Genomic DNA, 20,564 nt, shown 5'->3' on the forward strand with positions numbered 1-20,564 from the left:
CGGTTCCAGTCGAGGCCGTTATTACGCCAACAGTCGATGACCCGGACCCGCTTCCGTACGTCGTGGAAATGACACTGGACGTCAGGGACGGACGTGTGGTCTGCACGAAGTTGACGGTCGAGCCGGCCCCTGATGGGCCAGCAGTCGCAACCGAGCATTTGCAACGGATTGCGGTGGGTAAGTACGTCGCGTTGGTAGCCGCGACCGCATTCCACCAGGTTGGAAGGTTGCCACAGCACCCTGAATTCGGACGACCGTGGGAGTCTGGAATCGACTTGCCACCAGCTGATTTCGCAAAGAATGGTCCCACCGAGGAGACGCTCGAAGGTGTTGCTCGCATCTACGCCTTCTGTATGGCGACCGGCCAGAAGCCAGTAGGCGTGCTCGTCAACGACTACGACATCCCGAAGCAGAAGGCGTCTCGTTGGATCGCGGCCGCGAAGCGAAAGAACATCATCGTGGAGAAGCACGAGAGGCTTCCCGATGACACTGTGACCAATCCCCACAACCGCATTCTCAGCGCGATGCACCACGAGCGGGAAGCCGGTTCGGAGCCAGACGCAACGCGGGGTGACTGAATGTCGGTCGTACGTTCGTACCCGGCGAAGAGCGCCCCTCGTGGGAAGCGTTGGGAGGTGCGGTATCTCTCGGAGTTGAATCGGACGACGCGTAAGCGTGGGTTCGAGACGCAGCGTGAGGCGGAAGCGTGGCGGACGTCGATGGAAGCGGCGAAACAGCGCGGCGAGTACGTGGCTCCCACTGCGGGCAGGGTGACGGTTCGTGAGGTGGGTTTGCAGTGGCAGGCGGCGCGCGCGCATCTGAAGGCGTCGACGATCGCGAACACGGAGACCAGCTGGAAGCGCGTCGACGAACGCTGGGGTTCGAAGGAAGTCGGCTCGGTCCGTGTCGGGCACGTCCGCTCCTGGATCGCGGAAATGGTGCAGGCCGGCCTCGGTGTCGAGTCCATCGAGAACGCGTACAGCACGCTCCGTCAGGTCATGGCCACGGCGGTGGAAGATCGGCGGATCGCAACCAATCCGTGCACCGGGGTCAAACTCCCGAAACGGGAGCACAAACACCTGATGTGCCTATCGCACGAACGTGTTGCCCAGCTCGCGAAGGCTGTCGAAGCCCGCGCGACCGGTTACGGAATCGTGGTCCTGTTCCTGTCCTACACCGGGTTGCGGTGGAACGAGCTCGCCGCACTGAAGGTCCAGTGCTTCAACATGCCGGCGCGCCGATTCGAGGTCATCGAGGGTGTCACCGAGGTCAAAGGGCAGCTCGTGTGGTCCACTACGAAGACGCACACGCGCCGCTCTGTGCCCTTCCCGGAGTTCCTCGCACCCGATATCGAACGCCTGATCCTCGGCAAGGGCCCTGATTCGGTGGTGTTCACCGATTCGTCAGGTGGTGTGCTGCGGGTCTCGAACTTCCGTAAGCGGGTCTTCGACAAGGCCCTGTCTGCTGTGATCGCGGCTGACGAGCATTTCCCCCGGGTGACGCTGCGCAAGCTGCGCAACACGGCCGCGTCACTGGCCATCTCGGAGGGCGCGACGGTCAAGGCGGTGCAGGCGATGCTCGGTCACAAGAACGCTGCGATGACTCTCAACATCTACGCGTCACTGTTCCCGTCCGATCTGGACGACGTGGCAGACCGGCTCAACCGTGCGGCGTCACCGCACACGATCAGTCTCGGTGAGGACCTCTCGTCGGTCCTGCAATCCATCGACGCGTCGGTGGCGCAACTCGATGCGTTGGTGGTGCGTCACCGCGACGCAGCTGCGACGCAACCGCTCGAATCGGCGCTGTCCACGACGCGGTACCGGTTGACCACATCGGCGGAGAAACTGCGTGAGGCAGCACTCCGCGACGGTCACACCGTGCGTCCCTGACTCAGCGAAGGTGTCACGAAGGTGTCGAAGGTATCGCCGTGCACGGAGAGTGACACCTTCGACACCTTCGTGACACCTTCGGACGTGTGGGTTGATTCGGAATCATCCCGAAGGTGCCGAAGGTGCCCGTGCACGAGAAGTGGCACCTTCGGCACCTTCGGAGTGCAACGAGGGCGCTCAGCACCTTCCGGGGTACGTTGGCGTACCCCATCTGATGCCCTGAGTCAGACTCACCCCATCTGTTGTCCGTCAGGCGGAGGTCTCCTCGGGGCGACGCACGGTGCGTCGGGTGCGACGGGAGGGTAGGCACTTTTGCGTACCCCGTCGCGGGGTGCGAACCGTGGCAACGGTCCCCGATTGGTGGGGAGCCTTGCGGGTTCAGCTGAGAGGCCGGCATCCGCCCAGCGGATGTTGAGAACGCTGGTCGGGGTCTGCGGGCTGACGGGTGTCCATCTGGCAGATGGCCTCGACCCGGTGACATTGAGCCTGACTCAAGTTCACAGCGCGCGCGGACGGTACTCGCTCAGCGAGTACCTTCGCCTGCCCTCGATCTGATCGACAGTAGGTCAGAAGGTCCGCACTTTCGCGGCGCATGGACTCTGTGTCTCCCTGCCCTAAGTCTGGCTTACATCAGCTCTGGGTGTGCAGTGGCTGCATTGTTCTCGGGCAACGGTCGGAGTCGAACTCCGGGCACCTTGGTCGCCTCACTGTGTTGTTCATCGGCCCAGTTGCGGTGTTCATGACCTCAACTTGAGCCAGACTCAATGTGACCGGGTCGTGGGCTGCTGGTTGAGCGTCGAAGAGTGTGGGTGGACAAGTTCTGGACAAGATGAGTGTTCGAAGGCGGTTTCGGACGTGATCGAACGGGAACGTATATGCAATGGTCAGATACCCTAAACCGGGGTCGCTGGTGGTCACCGAATCGGGGCGGTTGACGTTCGCATCGAAGAGGTCAGGGGTTCGATTCCCCTCAGCTCCACCATTTCTTCACATCAGCGCGGTCCTCGTTCGAGGAGTCTTCCGCGCATTACATCAACTTGCACTGTCGATGAGTGCGATTCCTCCCGGTGTGTTGGCAAGCCGGAATCCGGGACAAGTGTCGAACCACGGGCACGTAGTGGTGCGGGCTCCGTCTCCCATCTGCTCGAGATCGATTCCCGGCCGCTCCGCGGGTGCAATCGGTTTGGTGGCGCATGGCGGACCACTGCGTCGCCGCGATCCTTCACTTCGTGAACTGCATTGTCGCGACTCTCGGGCGGCAATCACAACAATGTTGCGCGTTCAATTTGCTGTTAGGTAACTGGATGGTGTTACATGGCAGATGTTCGCAACGGATACCGATGAGCGGGGCAGTGAGAATGCAATTGATCGACCGAATGTCAAGCGCTTTCGCGCCTGTGGCCGTAATTGCCATCATCGCTGTAACCATGTTGCTGACAGACAGCTTGTGAGTCGGCACCTGTTGCCGAGTTGTCTATTTCAGCAACGGCGCGTCACTATCTGGTGATGCCCACCCGCTCTTCGATGCACCGATTGCTCAGGACCCCCGGGCCCACCTGGCCCGGGTCTCGCTGGTGGTGCCGGACCCCCCGACTCCGGCACCACCAGTTCCTCCCTGATGCGGAATCGTTACCATTGCACGGATCGGCCATGAGGCACCAGGGAATTCGAGAGCACGGGGCTTCGACAGCCAGGGAATTCACGAGTCGCGATTTCGAGCGTCGGCACTTCGAGAGGGGAACGGAATGACAACTCGTCGGGCCACCCGCAGATTCGCGGCCGGCGGTCTCGCTGTCCTTTTCTGTGCAGGAATCACCTCCACGTCACTCAGCCTGCAACCGGCGGTGGCCAGCGCACAACCGTCCGGTTCGTCGTCGGGGTCTTCGGGTTCGTCGTCGGGTTCCGGGTCGTCGGGGTCGTCGGGTTCGTCGTCGGGGTCTTCGGGGTCTTCGGGTTCGTCGTCTGGGTCGTCGGGTTCGTCGTCGGGGTCTTCGGGTTCGTCGTCGGGTTCCGGGTCGTCGGGTTCGTCGTCGGGGTCTTCGGGGTCGTCAGGTTCTGGTTCGCTGGCTGGTGCCGGTCTGTTGGGCTTGCTTGGCTTGTTGGGTTTGTTGGAGCTTCCCAGCGGGTCGAACGAATCATCGCCGACGCCTCAGCTCCCCGAATCCCCAGACACTCCTTCGCCGCCGAACCCGTCGCTGCCTGGCACGCCGTTGTCACCCGGTATCGATGATCCGAGTCCGAGTCCGGGTGCGCAGAACGAAACGCCGATGACCGATGAGCGATCCGCGCCCGCCTTGGCACCTCCCAGCGCTCCGCAAGAACCGGGCGTCACAGACCCCGAGTCGATTGTCGATGCTCCGACACCGCCGGACCTGGAACGGGTACCAGTGGACGTTGCACCACCGAACGTCCCGGCACTCGAGGGCACCGGTGATCCGGGGTCAGGTGACCCGACAGCGATGCCCACTGCCTATTCAGAAGCGCTGCCCATTGCGGCGACGGTCGGTGGCATCGGCGTGCTGTTCGTGTGTGCGGGGGGCGCCGGCGTTGTGAGCTTCCGAGGAGCCAGGGCACAGCAGGCGCGTGTCATGGCGGCGCGTGCAGAATTCTTGGCCCCGACCCCGAACAGTGGAGGTGCGTGAGTGATGCCTTCCCGGAGATCTCATCGTCGCGTAGCGTCCGCAGTGGATGCGGTTCTGAATGCAGCGGTCGAGGCGGAAGCCGTTGATTTGGTGGACATCGTGCAGTCCGTTGCTCGGCACCGTCAGCGACCCATCGAACTCGACCGCAACACCGCCTTGGCGACCGGGGTGTGCGGACAGCGCCGGGCGTACGAGGATCGAGACGTCATCGTGCTCGCGCCGGACCTGCCCGACAGTGATCGCACCTTGGCGCACGAACTCGGACACATCGTGTTCAGACATGAGGGCGCCGAGGCTGCCTCCGCGACATTGGAAGTGAGTGACGACCTGATTGCCTACATGCTCAGTCAACGGTCGTTACGCAAGAACGACGAGTCGACATCCGACGAGATCGCGGAATGGGAAGCCGAAACGTTCGCGTCGATGATCCTTCTGCGATTGCAGACCATGAGGAGCCGCGGAGAACCCGTTTCGGTGCTCCGCTATGACGAGGCGATCGGATGATCTACTGGATTGTGGCGTTGGTCGTCTGGATCGCGGCAGGTGCGCGCATCGGACGTGTGCTCGCGCGCCAACCGACAGCTCTGCGCACTGCGATGGTCATCGCTGTCGTGGGCGCGGCAGTGGCCTCTACGATCGTGATCCCGGATGTATGGGCGATGGTCGACGAACTGTCACCGGGAAACGGCCTGCCGCGAATGATCACCCTTTTGGCGTGGCTCGTCTTCGCAGCAGGAAGTGCAATGGGCGCGATCTCGGTATGGTCCGTCGTGCCACGCCGGTGGATGCGGCATATCGGCGTGGCCGTGCTGGGTGCTGCATTCGTACTCGGCGTCGCGGCGTGGCTGGATCTACTGGCGACGGTGCTCTTCAGTATGGCTGTCGCACTTGCCCTGACGATCTTCACCGGCGTGAAGCACATCGCCTGGACTCCTCTCGGACGTAGCATTGCGCTGATCGTCGTCGGAACCTCGATCTTGTTTGTGGCTGTGGCCGTCGCATTCTTCGGCGAGTTGTCGGGAGCGGCGGAGCAGCGAATCCAGGCGGCAGGGGTATATGCCACAGCAGCGCTGTTCGTTTCGACCGGTGCAGTGTGGTTGCTCGCAGAGAGATGGGTTCGCGCGCGACGGGTCATCCGGTACACCCGAGGTATCCATCGCACCCTCGTCGAACGATTCCCCGAGGTCGTCGAGAGTGTCGGCAATGCACGGTCGAGTGTGTTGCGCGCTTCCGATTCGATCGCCCAGATCATGGACGCCATGTACATCCAGTCGGGTGCCGGTATGTTCGAGACGAAGGACGGCCCGCCGAAGGATGTGGGCGAGCACGCGCGGATCGTGGCCGGTTGGGTGCGCGATCCCGTGAACAGTGAGGTGATCGATACGCGGTGGATAGCGCCACCCGACGGGATGTCACCTCGTCGTTGGGTTCTCGCGGTCGCACGCGAGTTCGACCGCGGCGCCCACGAGATCGCTGTCCCGGTCGGGTGACAGGGGCCAACGAGGTGTTATCGGGATGCGTCCGGAGGAACCTCGGGTAGGCCCTCGCTCGACCTGAGCTTCTCCGCCATCGTGGTGAGGAGAACCTGGGATTCCTCCGACAGATCGAACGCGCGGCTCGAGAGCTTGCGGAGTCCGTACCCCTGAAGCTGGGACAGCAACTCGAGATCGTGGTCGATCTTGGCTGCGTAGATGTCGTTGAAGAAGTACTCCGGCTTGACCTTGAAGAAGCGTGCGAACGCTGCGACGGTTTCGTCGGAAGGATTCGTTCGCTGGCCGGAGCGCAGTTGCGAAATGTACGGCTTCGAGATCTGGTGGCCGTCACTGATCAATGCCGATGCAACTTCGGCGTTGGTGTGCGGCTTGCGTCCTGGAGGATGAACCGTGTCGAAGAGCGTGTTCAACCGCTCAGCAAAATCTGCCATGTGAGCTGCCATTGTCCTCTCAATGAGCGCCGTCAGGGGAGCCCGAGCAGACTACCATCTGAATAACCGGTGGATAACTCGTGATTCATGTGGGATGCCGGATCTCGGTCGATCTTGCTGTCGGTTCGGCGGGCGTCACGAACCGGGGTCGGGGTGTCACGTCCGGCTCCGTCGAATGGTTGGTCTGCAACGCGGCAACTGGACGTTCGGGGCCGATTCGGTGGCCGTCGAGAGATCTTCGTCATATCTCCGGGTTGGATGTATCCGACATCACAATGAAGTTTGCTGATTGATTGCTTCCAGGCGTGATTCACAAGCGGAAATCCGAAGTTTTGGACATTTGTCCTGTTCAGGCCGGTCGTGTCTGCGAGGTGGCGCAACTTACCGAAAGTCGCTCGACGTGACCCTCGTCCCTGTCGATTCTACTCACGGGTAGCCGGCGGCGGTGCGATGGCGGACGGAGTGGGTGCTGTTTCGGTCGGTTCGGATGGGGATTCCGGTGGTTGCCGATCGAGCGCGCAGCACTGGGGCGTCAGGGTGAATCTCGCCCGGATTGCGTACCGGTCGGCGCTGGCCCTCCGGATCGTTCTCGGCCATCATTGTGATATGGAACACAGGATGAGTGACGCCGAGTTGCGCAAGGCCATTCGCACCCTGCGCGACCGTGCCGACTACGCGAAGAAACACGGTGACACGAGCACCGTGGCAACGATCGAAGACTCGATCAAGGGCTACCAGGACGAGATGTCGCATCGGCTCTGACCGGGGACCGATCTCCGAACGGGTCCCGGGGACTTGTCGTTCCCACCCGTCGGGTTGCCGCGTGCGTAGACTCTCGTGCGCACGGTGACCGAGGCGGACGGGGAGTCGGAGACGATGGCGATCAAGACGTTGGACGGTAAGAAGTGCCTGATCACAGGTGCCGGTAGTGGGATCGGCCACGCGACCGCTCTCGGTGCGGCGGACGCAGGTGCCCAGCTGTTCCTGACCGATGTGAACGAGGTCGGGCTTGCGCAGACGGTCGAGCAGGTGAGCGCTCGAGGCGGCACCGTCAGTTTCTCTCGGGCGTTCGACGTGTCGGACTTCGACGCCGTCACCCGGTTCGCGAACGACGTTCACGAGCAATTCGGGAGCATGGACGTCGTGATGAACGTGGCGGGGATCTCCGCGTGGGGCACCGTCGAAAACCTCGAGCATCGCCATTGGAAGTCGATGGTCGACGTCAATCTCATGGGCCCGATTCACGTCATCGAGAACTTCGTGCCACCGATGGTGCGTGCCGGCAGAGGTGGGCACCTCGTGAATGTGTCGTCGGCGGCGGGACTGCTCGCCCTTCCCTGGCATGGGGCATACAGTGCGAGCAAGTTCGGTCTCCGAGGTGTGTCCGAGGTGCTGAGGTTCGACCTGAAGCGGCACGGCATCGGAGTCAGCCTCGTTGTGCCAGGCGCGGTCAAGACCCCTCTCGTGGGCACCGTGGAGATCGCAGGAATCGACCGTGAAGACCCGCGGGTGAACAAGTTCGTCCATCGATTCGAGAAGCGGGCAGTTTCTCCTCGGAAGGTCGCCGACTGCATTCTGGCGGGCATCGAGAAGAACCGCTTTCTCGTGTACACATCGAACGACATTCGGTTCGGCTATTGGTGGGCGCGTAAGTTCTCGCCGCCGTACGAATTCGTCATGCAGAAGGCGAACGATCAGTTCAGTAAGTTCCTCTGATTCGGCCTCCTGTAGCGTCGCACCAATGCCCAAGAGTTTCGCAACCACCATCGAGTTGGAGCACGACGTCGAGGCCGTTCATGCGGCACTCACGGACGAGGCCTATTGGCAGTATCGGTTGCGCGAGAGCGACAGCGCCGAAATGACCATCGAATCGCCAGGCCATGGTGCGCTGTCGGTGAAAGTCGTCGAAACGACCGATCCCGAGAAGTTCCCGGCGGTGGTCCGTGCCGTAATTCGCGGACCGATGAAGATCGAACGGACGGACTCGTGGGGCCCACTCGTCGACTCACGTGCGCAGGGGCACTTCGGCGGTAGTACCACCGCACTCCCGGCAAAGATCGAAGGAAAGTTCGTGCTCCGCAGGACCGACTCGGGATGTGTGATCGACGTCGATGGGTTGGTGAAGGTGAAGATTCCGCTGGTAGGTGGTCAGATCGAGTCGCTCGCCAAACAAATGGTGATGCAGTTGATCGGACGTGACGGCGGCGAGATTCACGACTGGCTCACCCGATAGGCTCATCCTGTAGGTCGACGTCGAGGTTGCGAGCACCTGGTCCGGCCGCGCCCAGTTTGTCGTGGCTGTTCACGATTTTGCAGCTGCTCAGGGACAAGCATCCGCAGCCGATGCATCCCGTCAGGTTGTCGCGCAGGCGCACCAGCTGTTCGATTCGGTGGTCGAGTTCGGAATGCCACTGCGCTGACAACCGAGCCCAGTCCTTACGGGTCGGCGTGCGTTCCTCGGGGAGGGTGGCGAGCGCCTCCCTGATCTGGGCGAGAGGGATTCCGACACGCTGAGAGATTCTGACGAACGCCACGCGGCGCAAGGTGTCCCGTTGGTATCTGCGCTGGTTTCCGCTCGTTCTACGGCTCCTGATGAGGCCCTCACGCTCGTAGAAGTGAAGTGCCGACACTGCGACGCCGCTGCGTTCGGACAGTTGACCGGGCGTCAGTTCCTTTGCGGACCATTCGGGCATTTCCATCGCGGCAACCTCACTTCGGGTACCCGAACCATACTCGAGGTCGAGTCGATTCGTCGTCCTGGCGGGCTTCGGCGAACTACCGTCGAATCATGAACGCGAAGGCAGTCTTGGGCGCGAATTCGGAAGTCGGCACCCTGCGCGCAGTGCTCCTGCACCGGCCCGGAGACGAACTGAAGCGACTCACGCCGCGCAACAACGACCAACTGTTGTTCGACGGACTTCCGTGGGTGGATCGTGCACAAGAGGAACACGACGCCTTCGCCGACCTGCTCCGTAGCCGGGGTGTGGACGTCATGCTGCTGTCCGACCTTCTGACGGAGGCCCTGACCGTCAGTGGGGCGGCCCGGATGCAGGGCATCGGAGCGGCCGTGAACCCGCAGAAGCTGGGCCATACTCTGGCTCACGAACTCTCCGATCACCTACGTCGGGTGCAGGCATCCGAACTGTCGACCCTCCTCACTGCCGGGATGACTTTCGACGAACTGCCGGTCGATGCGAGCTCGTCCTCGCTCGTGCGGCGAATGCATCACGGCGGCGACTTCGTGATCGACCCCCTGCCGAATCTGTTGTTCACCAGAGATTCCTCGTTCTGGATCGGGCCGCGGGTGGCGATCACGTCGCTGGCGCTGCCGGCCCGGGTCCGCGAGACGTCGTTGACGGACCTCATCTACGCCCATCATCCGAGGTTTCTCGGCGCGCGCCGCGCTTACGAATCGCACACGGCGCCCGTCGAGGGCGGGGATGTGGTGCTGCTTGCGCCGGGCGTCGTTGCCGTCGGAGTAGGCGAACGTACGACCCCGGCCGGGGCGGAGGCGTTGGCTCGTAGCGTGTTCGAGGACGATTTGGCGCACACCGTGCTGGTGGTTCCCATTGCGCAGCAACGTGCGTCGATGCACCTCGACACCGTGTGCACGATGGTCGATGTGGACGCGGTGGTGATGTACCCGGCGGTTCAGCACACCCTGTCGGCGTTCACGATTCATCGTGAAGACAGGGAGGTGAGCATTCGTGGCGCGGACCCGTTCCTCGAGGCGGCGGCCGACGCAATGGGCATCGGCAAGCTACGCGTGATCGACACGGGCCTCGACAACGTGACCGCCGAACGTGAGCAATGGGACGACGGCAACAACACGCTCGCCCTCGCCCCTGGAGTGGTCGTCGCCTACGAGCGGAACGTCGAAACGAACGCCCGACTCGAAGCATCCGGCATCGAGGTGCTGCCGATCGCAGGCTCCGAACTGGGCTCCGGCAGAGGCGGACCCCGGTGTATGTCCTGCCCGGTGGCCCGCGATCGCCTCTAACAGCGGGTCATGCGGTGGCCTCGGCGGAGTCACTGATCGACCGGATGACCCCGAAGAGCCGTTTCGTCTGATCGGGTGCGAACAGCTGTGTAGGGCCCTGTGGCGCGGTGTCGGTGAACGGGGCCTCGAACAGCAGTGCCGGGTCCATCTCACCGTGTCGGGTGAGATGCCCGATGACGAGATTGATGAAGTCGATCTGACTGGCGGTGGCGGTGCGTTCACCGAGGAACTCGGCGAACGCGTCCTGTACAGCCTGCCGATCGAGGCCGGTGAGGGACCGAATGAAGCGCCCGAGCCCGTGGGAACTCGCGGCGGCGCGGTCCATGTCCTCGGGTTCGCCGACTCCGCTGCGAGTCAGCAGTTCTTCGAGGGACTCCAGGTCGGCGGGTGTCATGGGCTTGCCCGAGCGCAGTTTCTGCAAGGCCAGATTGTCGGGCTGGTGGCGCAGGTAGTCGCGGACTTTCGCGGTAAAACGTTCCACGTCGGTTCCGGACCGCATCTCAGGCATGGTGCGTTCGACGATCTCACCGCATGTGTCGGTGAAGTCGGTGTACACGATCGCACGCCTCTTCTTTTCGAGTAGTCCGACGATGGAACGCAGTTCGCGACGCGCGTGTTCGAGCATCTCGACGGTGATGTCCTGCCACCACTCGTCGCCGGCGACCTCCCGCAGCAGCTCCTCCTTGGCTTTCACCTTGGGGATCGCAAGTCCTTCGTCGAGTAGCCCATCGGCGACGTCGCGGATGGTGTTCTCGTGTCGAGGGAGGGCATCGATATCCACGATCACGGCAAGCTGGCTGCGCAGCACGACGAGGTCGAACCGCTTGGCCATTTCGTCGGTGTCCCGGACGGTGCTCGGAAGGCCGGCGAGGTTCTCGAGGATCTCCGCTGCTTTCTGTTCGGTCACCGACTCCCAAGCGTTGCGGTCGGTGTACTTTTCCACCGCGCGCAGGCGCGTTCGGACGATGAAGTTGTTCGGTCGCATTCCGGCGACATGCGCGTGCAACGTATCCGCTGTGGCGTGGCGCAGGCGCTCGGCGCCACCGGTCCGGTCGAGTCCAGCGACGAGTTCGGTCCGGGCTGTGAAGAGCCGTTCGGACAAAGACGGTGCCAGCGCACCCTCGGATGCGTCCGGGTGCTGGTCGAAGTAGTCGAGGTTGCCGCAGGCGTCGAAGATGAAGAAGTCGGTCTTGTCCTGCCCCGGACCGTAGAGGTCGGGACGCAATCGTGTCCCGCGCCCCACCATCTGCCAGAACTTGGACTTCGAACGCACCGGCTTGAAGAAGACGAGGTTCACCACCTCGGGGACGTCGATGCCGGTGTCGAGCATGTCGACGGAGATCGCGATGTGCGGTTCTTGTTCGGGCAGTGAGAATTTGTCGATGAGGTCCTGGCCGTAGTTCACCGAATGGGTAATGACGCGTGCAAAGGAACCCTTGAACTCGGAATAGTTGGCGTCGAAGCGTTCGGCGATGAACTGCGCGTGCCGTTCGTTCTTGGCGAAGACGATGGTCTTGCCGAGTCGGTCGCCGCCTGCCACCCGGTGCCCGTGCGTCATCAGGGTTTCGAGCACCTTGTCGACGGTGTCGATGTTGAACAGCCACTTGTTGACGGCCTCGGCCTGCACGTGGTCGGGGATCTCGTCATCCGGGACGTCGTCGCCCCAGTCGATGGACTCGTATCGCTTCTTCTCGTCGTCGCTGAGGGCCGCGTACCGGATCCCCTGGAGCGGGAAAGTGAGCGGCACCGTCACCGCACGCGGCGGGACGAGGTAGCCGTCGTCGATGGCCTGGTCGAGCGAGTAGTTGTCGGTAGGGACACCGGTTTCGAGGTGGAACAGCTGGTAGGTGTTGTAGTCCACCTCGTCTTTCGGGGTGGCGGTGAGCCCGAGCAGCAGCGAGTCGAAGTAGCCGAAGATGTGCCGGTACTTCTGGTACACGGACCGGTGCGCCTCGTCGATGACGATGAGGTCGAAGTACCCGGGGCCGAAGCGTCTCGTGCCGCCGTCCACGTCGTCGATCAGGCCCATCATCGTCGGATAGGTGCAGACGTAGACTCGTCCCTCGGTGTTCTTGTCCGTCAACAGGTTCACCGGCGACGAGTCGGGTAGGTGTGTCTTGAACGCGCCGACGGCCTGCTTGACGAGGGCCTTGCGGTCGGCGAGGAACAGCACCCGTTTGATCCAGTTGGCGCGCATCAGCATGTCGGTGAGCGCGACGACGGTGCGGGTTTTGCCGGAGCCGGTGGCCATGACGAGCAGCGCGGCACGCTGGTTCTCGTGCTCGAAGCGTTCGGCGACGGCGCGGATCGCCTTCTCCTGATAGGGACGGCCCGCGATGTTCTGCGGGACGGGCAGCTCGGCGAGGGATCTGCGCGACGTGCGACGGGCGATCAGCAGGTCCAGTTCGTCGCGGGTGTGGAAACCCGCCACCTGCCGCGGCGGGTACCGCTGATCGTCCCAGAAGTGATGCTCGAATCCGTTGGTGTAGTAGAGAACTGGGCGCCGACCCGTCATCGACTCCAGACTGTCTGCGTACAGTCTCGCCTGCTGCTGCCCGACGATCGGGTCAACGGTCGTCTTCTTCGCCTCCACCACCGCGAGCGGCAACCCGTCTGCGCCCCACAGCACGTAGTCGGCGAATCCGTCTCTGCCGTCAGGCATTCCGGTGACCCGGTATTCACGGTCGCGCTCCTGGTCCAGCGGCCACCCGGCTTCGTGGAGCAGCAGGTCGATGAGGTCGCGGCGGGTCTGCGCCTCGTCGTAGTCGTGGGTATCGGGTGTCGCCGCACCGGACTGCTGCGCCGCCGCGATCTGGGCGCGGAGCTCGGTGATGAGTTGGTCGCGGCTGGCCTTCTCCAGCTCGGCGAGTTCCGCGGCCTCGTCGCGGGCCTTGACCTGCGCAATGAGGTCCTGCTTTTCGGCTTCGGATTGCTCGAGTTGCGCGTCCTTGGCGGCCATCGCGGCTTCGAGCTTGCCGAGTTGAGCGACGGTTTTCGCGACCACTGCGCCGCCGCCGGGTTTGGGCAGTCGGTTCGGGTCGAACTGCTGCTGCGGCGATGGCTTGCTCGATTGCTGTGTCGCGTAGGTGCGGGCCATCCAAGACAGGATGTGGAACAGTTCGGCCAACGACTTCTGTCCGGCGTCCTTGGGCACAGGCCGTGCCTCGTGGACGGCGGCGTTGCCGAGACGGCGGATCAGATCCATTTTTGTGACCAGCTGGTGGCCTACGACGGCGACGAACTTCCCGTCGTGCAGCCGGGCGGCGAGATCGGACTTGTACGGTTCGGGGAGGTTCTGGGCGCGGTAGATCCACTTGACGGTGTGTTCGACGGTGCGGCGCGCGTAGAAACAGGTGGTGCGCGGGTCGAACAGGGCGTCCCGTTCGGCCTTGCGTGCCTCGGCGTGCAGATGCGGCCATTCGGCCTGCAAGAATTCGAAGTTCCCCACCATGGACTGCGGTCCTCCTCGTGTCTGTTCCGCCTGATCTTGGCATATGCCGCCTTCGCCGGGTGCGAAGCCGACCGACGGTAGTCGAACGGGCCGACACGGCAGCTGCTTGTCGGTGGGTCCTGTCATGCTGTGCGGCTCTCGCAGATGCGAGACGCGTCGGTGACGACGCACCTTCTTCACAGGAGCACGACATGAGCGAGCACTTTTCTGCCACGGGGTTCGGCGCACCCGCACCGGCCCCGACTCGACCGAAGCGCTGGCCGTGGGTGATCGCCGTGGTTGCGGCGCTGCTGATCGGTATCGGGATCGGTGCGGCCGGAAGGTCGGACCCGCTGACCGAGCACGATGCCGCGGCACCCAGCAGTGAGGCGATGTCGACCGCGTCAGCTGCGCCGAAACTCAGCACCCGGACCTCCGTTCCGAGCGTCACCGCCCCCGTCGCGTCGGCTGCACCCGCTGTGCCTCCGCAGTCCACCGCGCCGGAGCCCAGCCTCCCTATGGTGACCACCACAGTGCCCGTACCTGCGCCGGCCGAGCCGCAGGTCAGCTCCGGTCAGCGGAACGCCACCCGCTCTGCCCAGCAATACATCGACATGGCCGCCTTCTCCCGGAGTGGGCTGATCGACCAATTGGAGTACGAGGGATTTTCCACTGCTGATGCGACATCCGCGGTGGACAGCCTGACGGTGGACTGGAACGAGCAGGCCGCTCGGAGTGCCCAGCAGTATCTGGAGATGACATCGTTCTCCAAGTCGGGGCTGATCGAGCAGTTGGTGTACGAGGGCTTCACGAACGCGCAGGCGCAGTACGGAGCCGACGCGGTCTACTGAGCACGCGTCCAGCACCCTGCCGACTAGCCGGTCAGGGGACTTCGTCATCGCATTCTGCTGCGCCGCCGGCGTACCTCTGCCGGTGGCGCAGTGCTGCGTCCAGGCGGGAGCGGTGGTGGTCGAGTGCACCTGAAACGAGTTGGTCGAGGTGGTGGCGATGGTTGACCTGGGGGCGCCGCTCGGGGTCGATGTGTGGGGGCGGAATCCACTCGGTGCGGCCGGGATGGGCGGATTCGGCTGCCGCCGTTCGGGTCTGCCAGCCGCCGGGGCCGTCGTGGACGAGGGCGTGGCAGTGATCGCAGGCGAGGTCCTCGTTGGTGATGTCGGTGCAGCCGCCGTTCTTCCATTCGGTGATGTGATGAACGGCGGTGAGGGTGGCCGGGGCGTCGCAGCCGGGCCGCGTGCATCCGCGGGACGCGGCGATGAGCGCGAGTCGCTGATCGGCGGACGCGAGGCGGCGGCTGCGGCCGAGGTTCAGGGGCCGCCCGTTGTGGTCGAAGAGTGCCAGTACAGGGTGCGACGACTCAGCCATTCGCAGGGCGTCCCGGATCGGGACAACGCCGCCGGTCGCGGTGGTCGCCACACCGGTTGCGGCTTCGAGTTGGTGCAATGACATGGTGATGATCGCGGTCACAGGTAGGCCGCGGTGGCTACCCAGTGTATTTGACGAGAGTAACTGTTGCAGGGCCACTTTCAGTGCGTCGTGGTTGCGTTGCACAGCTGTGCGAGTGTCGCGGGCGGCTGCCTGCGCCATTGCAGTGCAGTCCAGATTCGGGGAATCGACATCCCCAGCGGGTGATTCGGGGTCATCGGGATTGTTCATGCCGGGGCGGGCGAGTTTCGCGAGCACCGGTTCGAGCAGGGCTCGTGCCTCCGGGTCGAGCAGTCCGGATATCGGGGTCATGAGGTCGGTGCCTTGCTTCCCGATCCGCAGTCCGCGGCGACGTTTGCGTTCCCGTTCGTCGGGGAGGTCGCCGTCCGGATTGAGGTGTGCGAGCAGGTGGATACCGACCTTGGTTACGTCTTCAGGGGTGGTGGACCGGGCGGTGTCGGCGAGGATCTGCTCTGCGACGTCGATTTCGTCGGCGGACGTGCAACTCGGGAGTTTCCGCATGGTTCTGGCGATCGCGGCGACGTGATCCGGCCCGATAGTGCCTTCGCGGACGGCCGTCGCGGTGGCAGGCAGTGGAGCGTCCATCGCCTCCCCGCTGAGGGTGTGCCAAGTGCCTGTCTTGGTGGCACCCTTCACGCGTTTCGCGGCGTCGGCTCCCGAGATGCGAAGGGTCGAGGCGAGGAAATCGTTGATGGAGCGGCAGGCCAGGTTTGCGGGGATGGACCGTTCGACGGATTCGACGACGAGCCGGTGCCCGACGGCGGATGCCTTCCTCAGGGAAGCCTCCATTCGTTGCAGCGTTGCGACGACATCGGCCTCGGACAGGCCCGTCAGCGGCTCGGCGAGGAGGCCTTCGACGGCGGCATCGAGTGCGGCCAGGTGGTGTTCCACCCGGTCGTTCCCTCGATTCCCCGCGTTCGAAAGCATGTTCTAATCGTAGCGGGGCCCTCCGACAAGAACTGTGAGTTCGACTGATCTCACTCAGTGCGCGCTCAGGCGGTACGCCCGGTTGCGGCTGGTGACCGGCGCGGTGGCCTCGACCGTGCCCTCGGCCACCAGCGACCGCAGCAACGGTCGGATCGTGTTGACCGTGGTTTCTGCGGCGTCCGCGAGTTCCCGTGCTGTCATCGTGCTCCCCGACGACAGCGTCTCGACGATCCGGGCCTCGTGCCCCGTCCGTGGACGCTCCGCGGGGAGCGTGACGGCCAGCCGGTATGTTCCGCCCTCGTCTCGAATCACACCCTCCCGCACTAGAGAATCGAGGGCCACCTGCGCCACGGTCGTGTCGACACCCAGTTGGCGACGCAGTTCACCGACCGTCACCGAGCCGAGGTGGTGGATCAGCGCGAGGGCTGCATCGCCTTCGCGCCTGCGAGGGCCGCCGCCGATGCGGTCGAGCCAGTCCCGAGTATCCGGGTTCAGGAGTCCGAACCGGTCGAGGACGGCAACGAAGGACGCTGGAGTCGTTCGGAATCGAGGCGTAGGCAATCGACATCACCTCAGTGAGGGTGTCTCTATATACAGTGAGGACCTCACTGATGAAGTTGGACGGGAGTCCCCGCTCGCCGGCTCATTCGAAGTAGTCCTCGTCGACCTCGACGACAGTGAAGATCTGGCGAGTCTGCACTGCGACGCCGTACCGGATCATCAACTCTGTGAGGCGCTGCCCGTCGATGAGGATGATGCGGGTGCCGATGTTCTGCGCGTACTCGCGGGCACCCGAGGTGAATGCGCTGGTGGTGATGAAGACACCGCGGGCGGCACCGACGCCGTGCAGGGCACCGACGAACGCCTGAATCTCGGGGCGACCAACGGTGTTGTCCGCGGCATAACGTTTGGCCTGCACGTAGATGCGTTCGAGTCCGAGCGGGTCCTGGTCGATGACGCCATCGACACCGCCGTCGCCCGAGCCGCCGATCCGGGCAGCCCCGGCCTTCGGTGCCGCCGTATCCCATCGCAACGAGTACGTCGAGCACCGACTGTTCGAGGAAGTCCGGGTGTTGTTCCCGCAGCCGCTTGAGCAGGTCTGCCGCGACCTCGGCGTGCAGTCGTGCGACACCGGCCTCGATCTGCTCAACAGGGTCGCCCACAGAGTCGGGATCCGTCTCGGCAGCGGGCGTGACGGAGTGCGTCTGCTTTGTGGGGACATAATCCTGATACGCCGGAAGGGTTTTCAAGACCTTGTCGGTGATCCCATCGGGGTGTGCGGTGAGCAGTGCGCGGCCCGCATCGGTGATGGTGAAGGCGGCCCGCGCGGGCTTGTCGACGAGTTGCGCGCGGTACAGGCCGCTGAGTGCCCACCCGATCCGGTTGTCGGCGCGGCTCTGCCCCGATGGCAGGGCCTCCGCGCGCTGCTCGGCAGTGAGCCCGACATGAACCTCCACCGCCGCGTGCAGGTCCCGCTTCCCCCACACCCCACCGCCCGCGAGCACTTCGAGCACCGGAGTGAGAAACCCCGACCACACCGGCATCTCCGACACCGGACCAGCAACGGTCAGAGCTCCCCCCGAAACGCCCGAAACGCCTGCGACTGGAGGGACGCGAACAGGGCGTCGAGTTCGGCGAGGGCGGCCCTATGCCGCGATTTCAGTGAGTCCAGGGCGGTCGCGCGATCCACGTAGGCCCTCTGAAGCGCCTGCGAGACGTTGGGAATCTGGAATGCGCGTATCTGCTCGAAGTTCAGTCCAGGCTTGGTTTGTCCATACTGAGCCTTCGAGACTTGCCGTTGACCGAGTTCCGGATGGCACAGGAATGCAGACAAGAACTGTGACTCAAGCACCGTCGGGCGAGGCCGGAGAATCGCAACGTGTTGACTCACGTACGCGCCCGCAAGCGTCTCTCCCACTGGAGCGGCCCTGCCGATGCGTGACCCCGTGATGGTGAGCAGTACGTCACCATCTCTCGTCCGAGTACGTCTAGCCTCGGCGTTGTCCGGCGCATTCACGTAGGCGGCGTCTTCGGATTCGATACGGTTCATGCGTACGTCAAGCGATCGTACGAACACCTCGCCCTCGTCGGCGTAATACTTCGACCAGCCTCGCCCCCCACTCGTGACGAAGTCGAGGAGTTCGCCAAGTTGACAAGCCTCTCGTGCACCGAACATGTCGATGAAGATCGACTGGGTCAGCTCGTCGAGGCGGGCGAGGGCTTCGCGGCGCTTGGCGCGGAGGGCGTCGGCGTGGTCGAGGATCGCCGCAATCCGCTGCTGCTCCTCGATCGGTGGGAGTGGAATCTCGATGGTGGACACATGGGATGGCCGCGCTCGCATCAACGATCCACCAACTCCCGCAACAGTCTGCATCAGCTGTGCATGGAACCTGTCTCCTACGAGAACATGGCGTAGCCAGCCTGGGTCGATCTCGTCAGACCTGAACACCATCCATTCGCCTGAAGCAATGATGCGGTGCTCCGCGCACCTGCCCACGACCCATGCCCTGCGAATGTGCGGAACGATGCGCGAAAGCAGTACGTCACCATGGCTTACAACTTGCTTGGTCGATCCGATTTCGGAACCAGCCACCACCTCGGGCTCACCGCGATCGAATGCGGGGATGCTGTACAGCTCGAAAACCTCGTCCGGGTACTTCGACGGGTCTACCGAACCGGCACGTTTGACCATGGCTTCACCGAGCGCCACCATCGGCCACCCACTCACGCCGCACCTCCGGCCAACATCTCCCGCAGCTGCGCCATGCCGTCGACGATGTCCTTCTCGATCAGGTCCAGCTCGTCGAGGATCTCGGCCGGCTTCCGGTGCTCGACCTCCTCGTGCACGATCTCCTTGTACCTGTTGAGTGACAGGTCGTACCCTTGCGCGGCAATGTCCTCGCGCGGAACGCAGAAGCTCTGCTCCGTCCGCGCCCGCTCCAACTCGTCGGAACCCCGGAGACTCCAGCGCCGCAGCACGTCCGGCAGGTTGTTCTTCACGTGCTCGTTCTCGGACACCTCCGCGAGCACGCCGAGTTTGCCCTCGTCCAGCAGCGGGTTGCGCTTGTCGTCCAACGAGAACCCGTCGGCCTGCACGTCGTAGAACCACACGGTGTCGGTGCCGCCGGAGTTGGTCTTGGTGAAGAACAGGATCGCCGTCGACACCCCCGCATACGGCTTGAACACCCCCGACGGCAGCTTCACCACCGCGTCGAGCTTCTGATCCTCCACCAGAATCCGCCGCAATTCCTTGTGCGCCTTCGATGATCCGAACAGCACCCCGTCCGGCACGATCACCGCCGCCCGCCCACCGGGCTTGAGCAGACGCAGGAACAGCGCCAGGAACAGCAGTTCCGTCTTCTTCGTCTTCGCGATCTGCTGCAGATCTTTCGCGGTGTTCTCGTAGTCGAGGCTGCCCGCGAACGGCGGGTTCGCGAGGATCAGCGAATACGCCTCTGCATCACCGGTGTTCGCCTCCGCCAGCGAGTCGCGATACCGGATGTCGGGTTGCTCGATGCCGTGCAGCAGCATGTTCATCGACCCGATTCGCAGCATCGTGTTGTCGAAGTCGAAGCCGTGGAACATCTCGTGGTGATACTGCGTGCGTCCCCTGCCGGAGTTGATCGCATCCGCGTGGACGCTGCGCATGTACTCCGACGCACCCACGAGGAAGCCGCACGTACCGGACGCCGGGTCCACGATCGTGTCGCCCGGCTTCGGGGCCGTCATGTACACCATCAACTCGATGATGTGCCGTGGCGTCCGGAACTGGCCGTTCTGCCCGGCAGATGCGATCTTCGCCAGCAGGTACTCGTAGATGTCGCCCTTGGTGTCGCGGTTTCCCATCGGCACCGTGTCCAGCCGATCCACCACCCGCTGCAACATGCCCGCATTGGGGATCGTGAGCCGTGCATCCTTCATGAAGTGCGCATACGTGGAGTCTTCGCCGCGCATCTCCTTGATGAACGGGAACACCCGCTGCCCGACGATGTCGAACATCTCGTCGGCGTGCCGGTCTTTGAACACCGACCACCGCAGGTCGTCGTAGGGCCGGCCCTGTTCGTCGTCGCCCTCGGGGAACGGGTTGCCCTCGAGTGGCGTGCCGAGCAGGTTCGCTTTCTCCAGCGCGAGGGTCTGCTCGTCGTCGAGGCGGCGGATGAACAGCAGGTAGGTGATCTGTTCCATCACCTCGAGCGGATTCGAGATGCCACCCGTCCAGAATGCATCCCAGACGGCGTCGACCTTGCTCTTGATGTCACCAGTGATCACGGGTACCGCTACCTGC

Annotated in this window: 19 protein-coding genes and 1 pseudogene; 10 read left to right on the forward strand and 10 right to left on the reverse strand. The window is 63.7% G+C overall.

The features are described 5' to 3' along the window. The first annotated feature begins 275 nt into the window (after window positions 1–275). The 5 genes from ACZI8Q_RS19640 (at window position 276) to ACZI8Q_RS19660 (ending at window position 6,024) form a co-directional block, all read left to right on the forward strand. On the forward strand, window positions 276–578 hold the full coding sequence (locus tag ACZI8Q_RS19640) for a hypothetical protein (RefSeq protein WP_463375255.1): 303 nt from the start codon (window positions 276–278) through the stop codon (window positions 576–578). Further along, a complete protein-coding gene (locus tag ACZI8Q_RS19645; RefSeq protein ID WP_463375256.1) occupies window positions 579–1,892 on the forward strand; it encodes a tyrosine-type recombinase/integrase in 1,314 nt (437 codons plus the stop codon). It abuts the gene before it with no gap. Window positions 1,893–4,159: 2,267 nt separating this feature from the next. Beyond that, the gene (locus ACZI8Q_RS19650; protein WP_463375257.1) at window positions 4,160–4,534 is read left to right on the forward strand and encodes a hypothetical protein; all 375 of its coding nucleotides are present in this window, start codon (window positions 4,160–4,162) and stop codon (window positions 4,532–4,534) included. 3 nt (window positions 4,535–4,537) lie between these two features. Next, window positions 4,538–5,038: an ImmA/IrrE family metallo-endopeptidase gene (locus ACZI8Q_RS19655; protein ID WP_463375258.1), complete on the forward strand. Its 501-nt coding sequence runs from the start codon at window positions 4,538–4,540 to the stop codon at window positions 5,036–5,038. Then, the gene (locus ACZI8Q_RS19660) at window positions 5,035–6,024 is read left to right on the forward strand and encodes a hypothetical protein (RefSeq protein WP_463375259.1); all 990 of its coding nucleotides are present in this window, start codon (window positions 5,035–5,037) and stop codon (window positions 6,022–6,024) included. The genes ACZI8Q_RS19655 and ACZI8Q_RS19660 overlap by 4 nt, the downstream gene beginning before the upstream one ends. Before the next feature lie 17 nt (window positions 6,025–6,041). Here the strand turns inward: ACZI8Q_RS19660 and ACZI8Q_RS19665 are convergent, their stop codons facing one another. Then, on the reverse strand, window positions 6,042–6,458 hold the full coding sequence (locus ACZI8Q_RS19665; RefSeq protein WP_463375260.1) for a helix-turn-helix domain-containing protein: 417 nt from the start codon (window positions 6,456–6,458) through the stop codon (window positions 6,042–6,044). 426 nt (window positions 6,459–6,884) lie between these two features. Next, window positions 6,885–7,058, reverse strand: coding sequence for a hypothetical protein (locus ACZI8Q_RS19670; protein ID WP_463375261.1), 174 nt, complete (start codon window positions 7,056–7,058; stop codon window positions 6,885–6,887). An 18-nt stretch (window positions 7,059–7,076) separates the two neighbouring features. Between ACZI8Q_RS19670 and ACZI8Q_RS19675 the strand changes: the two genes are divergently transcribed. The 3 genes from ACZI8Q_RS19675 to ACZI8Q_RS19685 all read left to right on the forward strand — a co-directional run bounded on the left by ACZI8Q_RS19675 (window position 7,077) and on the right by ACZI8Q_RS19685 (window position 8,691). Then, window positions 7,077–7,220: a hypothetical protein gene (locus ACZI8Q_RS19675; RefSeq protein ID WP_463375262.1), complete on the forward strand. Its 144-nt coding sequence runs from the start codon at window positions 7,077–7,079 to the stop codon at window positions 7,218–7,220. Between the two features lie 114 nt (window positions 7,221–7,334). Further along, window positions 7,335–8,174 carry an SDR family oxidoreductase gene (locus ACZI8Q_RS19680; protein WP_463375287.1) on the forward strand — a complete coding sequence of 280 codons (840 nt, stop codon included), beginning with the start codon at window positions 7,335–7,337 and terminating at the stop codon, window positions 8,172–8,174. Between the two features lie 25 nt (window positions 8,175–8,199). Continuing rightward, window positions 8,200–8,691 carry a DUF2505 domain-containing protein gene (locus ACZI8Q_RS19685; RefSeq protein WP_463375263.1) on the forward strand — a complete coding sequence of 164 codons (492 nt, stop codon included), beginning with the start codon at window positions 8,200–8,202 and terminating at the stop codon, window positions 8,689–8,691. On the opposite strand, the gene soxR is transcribed toward ACZI8Q_RS19685, so the two are convergent. Continuing rightward, complete coding sequence (gene soxR / locus ACZI8Q_RS19690) at window positions 8,681–9,157, reverse strand: redox-sensitive transcriptional activator SoxR (RefSeq protein WP_463375264.1); 477 nt, start codon at window positions 9,155–9,157, stop codon at window positions 8,681–8,683. The two genes, ACZI8Q_RS19685 and soxR, sit on opposite strands and share 11 nt — an antisense overlap. 89 nt (window positions 9,158–9,246) lie before the next feature. Here soxR and arcA point away from each other — a divergent pair, with 89 nt between their 5' ends. Beyond that, entirely contained in the window at window positions 9,247–10,458 is a 1,212-nt protein-coding gene (gene arcA, locus ACZI8Q_RS19695; RefSeq protein ID WP_463375265.1) for an arginine deiminase, read from the forward strand. Between the two features lie 7 nt (window positions 10,459–10,465). Here the strand turns inward: arcA and ACZI8Q_RS19700 are convergent, their stop codons facing one another. After that, complete coding sequence (locus ACZI8Q_RS19700; RefSeq protein WP_463375266.1) at window positions 10,466–13,909, reverse strand: DEAD/DEAH box helicase family protein; 3,444 nt, start codon at window positions 13,907–13,909, stop codon at window positions 10,466–10,468. A gap of 191 nt (window positions 13,910–14,100) precedes the next feature. Here ACZI8Q_RS19700 and ACZI8Q_RS19705 point away from each other — a divergent pair, with 191 nt between their 5' ends. Further along, window positions 14,101–14,739, forward strand: coding sequence for an Ltp family lipoprotein (locus ACZI8Q_RS19705; protein ID WP_463375267.1), 639 nt, complete (start codon window positions 14,101–14,103; stop codon window positions 14,737–14,739). A gap of 31 nt (window positions 14,740–14,770) precedes the next feature. Here the strand turns inward: ACZI8Q_RS19705 and ACZI8Q_RS19710 are convergent, their stop codons facing one another. The 6 genes and pseudogenes from ACZI8Q_RS19710 to ACZI8Q_RS19735 all read right to left on the reverse strand — a co-directional run bounded on the left by ACZI8Q_RS19710 (window position 14,771) and on the right by ACZI8Q_RS19735 (window position 20,548). Continuing rightward, window positions 14,771–16,279, reverse strand: a complete 1,509-nt coding sequence (locus tag ACZI8Q_RS19710) for an HNH endonuclease signature motif containing protein (RefSeq protein ID WP_463375268.1) — start codon at window positions 16,277–16,279, stop codon at window positions 14,771–14,773. Window positions 16,280–16,333: 54 nt separating this feature from the next. Continuing rightward, complete coding sequence (locus ACZI8Q_RS19715; RefSeq protein ID WP_463375269.1) at window positions 16,334–16,840, reverse strand: hypothetical protein; 507 nt, start codon at window positions 16,838–16,840, stop codon at window positions 16,334–16,336. Between the two features lie 82 nt (window positions 16,841–16,922). Beyond that, a complete protein-coding gene (locus ACZI8Q_RS19720) occupies window positions 16,923–17,312 on the reverse strand; it encodes a restriction endonuclease (protein WP_463375270.1) in 390 nt (129 codons plus the stop codon). A 307-nt stretch (window positions 17,313–17,619) separates the two neighbouring features. Beyond that, a pseudogene (locus ACZI8Q_RS19725) lies at window positions 17,620–17,823 on the reverse strand (winged helix-turn-helix domain-containing protein); the annotation flags it as partial. A 23-nt stretch (window positions 17,824–17,846) separates the two neighbouring features. Next, window positions 17,847–19,007, reverse strand: a complete 1,161-nt coding sequence (locus tag ACZI8Q_RS19730) for a restriction endonuclease subunit S (protein ID WP_463375271.1) — start codon at window positions 19,005–19,007, stop codon at window positions 17,847–17,849. Then, window positions 19,004–20,548, reverse strand: a complete 1,545-nt coding sequence (locus tag ACZI8Q_RS19735) for a type I restriction-modification system subunit M (protein ID WP_463375272.1) — start codon at window positions 20,546–20,548, stop codon at window positions 19,004–19,006. The genes ACZI8Q_RS19730 and ACZI8Q_RS19735 overlap by 4 nt, the downstream gene beginning before the upstream one ends. Window positions 20,549–20,564: the final 16 nt, after the last annotated feature.

The organism is Rhodococcus quanlei (assembly GCF_055231015.1).

Excerpts from the sequence above, each read along its gene's own strand:
- ACZI8Q_RS19645 (WP_463375256.1), top strand. The coding sequence starts at position 579 with ATGTCGGTCGTACGTTCGTACCCGGCGAAGAGCGCCCCTCGTGGGAAG.
- ACZI8Q_RS19650 (WP_463375257.1), top strand. The coding sequence starts at position 4,160 with ATGACCGATGAGCGATCCGCGCCCGCCTTGGCACCTCCCAGCGCTCCG.
- ACZI8Q_RS19655 (WP_463375258.1), top strand. The coding sequence starts at position 4,538 with ATGCCTTCCCGGAGATCTCATCGTCGCGTAGCGTCCGCAGTGGATGCG.
- ACZI8Q_RS19660 (WP_463375259.1), top strand. The coding sequence starts at position 5,035 with ATGATCTACTGGATTGTGGCGTTGGTCGTCTGGATCGCGGCAGGTGCG.
- ACZI8Q_RS19665 (WP_463375260.1), bottom strand. The coding sequence starts at position 6,458 with ATGGCAGATTTTGCTGAGCGGTTGAACACGCTCTTCGACACGGTTCAT.
- ACZI8Q_RS19670 (WP_463375261.1), bottom strand. The coding sequence starts at position 7,058 with ATGATGGCCGAGAACGATCCGGAGGGCCAGCGCCGACCGGTACGCAAT.
- ACZI8Q_RS19675 (WP_463375262.1), top strand. The coding sequence starts at position 7,077 with ATGAGTGACGCCGAGTTGCGCAAGGCCATTCGCACCCTGCGCGACCGT.
- ACZI8Q_RS19680 (WP_463375287.1), top strand. The coding sequence starts at position 7,335 with ATGGCGATCAAGACGTTGGACGGTAAGAAGTGCCTGATCACAGGTGCC.
- ACZI8Q_RS19685 (WP_463375263.1), top strand. The coding sequence starts at position 8,200 with ATGCCCAAGAGTTTCGCAACCACCATCGAGTTGGAGCACGACGTCGAG.
- soxR (WP_463375264.1), bottom strand. The coding sequence starts at position 9,157 with ATGGAAATGCCCGAATGGTCCGCAAAGGAACTGACGCCCGGTCAACTG.
- arcA (WP_463375265.1), top strand. The coding sequence starts at position 9,247 with ATGAACGCGAAGGCAGTCTTGGGCGCGAATTCGGAAGTCGGCACCCTG.
- ACZI8Q_RS19700 (WP_463375266.1), bottom strand. The coding sequence starts at position 13,909 with ATGGTGGGGAACTTCGAATTCTTGCAGGCCGAATGGCCGCATCTGCAC.
- ACZI8Q_RS19705 (WP_463375267.1), top strand. The coding sequence starts at position 14,101 with ATGAGCGAGCACTTTTCTGCCACGGGGTTCGGCGCACCCGCACCGGCC.
- ACZI8Q_RS19710 (WP_463375268.1), bottom strand. The coding sequence starts at position 16,279 with ATGCTTTCGAACGCGGGGAATCGAGGGAACGACCGGGTGGAACACCAC.